General features: G+C 62.3%; 2 protein-coding genes. Both read right to left on the bottom strand.

The window, feature by feature from the left end; genetic code table 11:
- Positions 1 to 146: 146 nt before the first annotated feature.
- Positions 147 to 911, bottom strand: a complete 765-nt coding sequence (gene istB / locus K7H22_RS19895; protein WP_047994087.1) for an IS21-like element helper ATPase IstB — start codon at positions 909 to 911, stop codon at positions 147 to 149.
- Positions 908 to 2031, bottom strand: a 1124-nt coding sequence (istA, locus tag K7H22_RS19890; RefSeq protein WP_230802545.1) for an IS21 family transposase, incomplete at its 5' end; no start/stop codon positions are given. The genes istA and istB, both read right to left, overlap by 4 nt.

The raw sequence follows: 2031 nt of genomic DNA, 5'->3' as shown, positions 1-2031 counted from the left end.
TGTCAACGGCGGAGACAAAACCGGCCACGTGGCGGCGCAAAAGTAGGCCAATGGCGGGGCACCAAGCGCCATGGCGCGTGCGCTCTCCAGATAGCCGGCGCGTGCCATGGCGCATTGGCCCGGAGGGCCAGTTCTGCAAGGTGTGATCAGGTGGCGGCTTGGGCCTTTCGGGCGCGGCTTTGGCTGAGGCGATAGCTTTCGCCGTTCATCTCGAGAATGTTGACGTGGTGTGTCAGCCTGTCGAGAAGGGCGCCGGTCAGGCGCTCGGTGCCGAAGGTTTCGGTCCATTCGTCGAAGGGCAGGTTGCTCGTGATCAGCGTGGAGCCGCGCTCATAGCGCTGCGAGATCAGTTCGAACAAGAGCTCGGCGCCGGTCTTGGAGAGCGGCACGAAGCCCAGTTCGTCGATGATGAGCAATTTTACGGCAGCCAGCTGCTTTTGCAGCCGTAGCAGCCGACGTTCGTCGCGGGCTTCCATCAACTCGTTGACCAGCGCGGCGGCGGTGATAAAGCTGACAGGCAGCCCCTTCTGGCAGGCGGCCAGCCCCAGCCCGAGGGCAACATGGGTCTTGCCGGTTCCACTGGGCCCCAAGGCGATGACGTTCTCGCGTCGGTCGATCCATTCGCAGCGGGCGAGTTCCAGCACCTGCATCTTGTTGAGCTTCGGGATCGCCTTGAAGTCGAAGCTGTCCAAGCTCTTGGTTGCCGGGAACTTCGCGGCCTTGATACGCCGCTCGATCATCCGCCGCTCGCGGTCGATCAATTCCAGCTCGACCAGACGCGCCAGGAACTGGACATGATCCAGCCCCTCGGCGGCGCATTGGCGGGCGAGTTTGTCATATTCCCGCAGGAAAGTCGGCAGCTTCAGCGTCTTCAGATGATCCGCAAGCAGGATCTTCGGGGGCACGGTCATGCTGCATCCTCTGACATCAGGGACATATAGCTGGCCGCGGATGTGGTCTCGACGTTCGCCCGCGGCAGGTATGGGTAAACATCGAGATCCAACTTCGGCGGCCGTTTCTCGACGTGGCAGAGGACAAGGTGCTTGACGGCATCAAAGCCGACCGCGCCCAGTTGCAGAGCCTTCTTCACGGCGGCATGCAGATCGTCGATGTCGAAGGTCTCGAGCAGGCGCAGCACCTGCACATATTCCCGGCGTCCGGCTTTGATCATGCGCGCTTCCATCAAGCGGCGCAGGGTCGCGAACTCCGACGGCAGGTCCCATTCTGCCAAGGGAGCCGCCTGGTCGAGAGCGTTGATCTTCTGCTCGATCAGCGGAAGGTAATGCCGCGGATCGAAGACCATGTCCTCGCGGTCGTAGCAGCGCGGATGACGTGCGATGACCTCGCCGCCGCAGCCGATCACGACCACGTCGACATAGCCCCTGATCCAGACGTCACGATGGCCGTAGGCAACCGGGACCGAGTAATCATTGGTTTTGTAGCGCACCAACGCCTGCGAACTGACCCGTCCGGTTGTCTGATCGCAGGCATCGAACGGCGCCACAGGCAGGTCGGACATCGCGGCCAGATCCCGCTCGAGGCGTTGGCCAATCGTCTCGGACTGACCTCGCAAGACATCCGCCTGACGTTTGAGACACTGTGTCTCCAGGTAATCGTTGAACGCGTCCCAGGTCGCGAACCGCGGGATTGGCACCATGAAGTTGCGGCGCGAGTAACCGACCAGGCCTTCCGCATTGCCCTTGTCATTTCCCTTGCCGGGTCGCCCGTAGCGGTCACGGAACAGGTAATGTGACAGGAACCCGCTGAACAGCGTAGCCCTCTGACGTGACCCGTCCGGCAGGATCTTCGCAACCAAACAGCGGTCGTTGTCGTAGAGCACCGACACCGGCACCTTGCCGAAGAACGCGAAGGCGTGGACGTGGCCATCAACCCAGGCTTCGGCAGTGGCCGCCGGATAGGCACGGACATAGCAGGCGTCGCTGTGCGGCAGATCCATGACAAAGAAATGCGCCTTCTGCTCGATGCCGCAGATGACGACCACCGCCTCGCCAAAGTCGGCCTGGGCATGAC

The sequence above is a fragment of the Seohaeicola saemankumensis genome (assembly GCF_021021435.1).
Classification (GTDB): domain Bacteria; phylum Pseudomonadota; class Alphaproteobacteria; order Rhodobacterales; family Rhodobacteraceae; genus Seohaeicola.
Note: the sequence above shows the minus strand (reverse complement) of the source record. Positions and strands in the feature narration are given on the sequence as shown.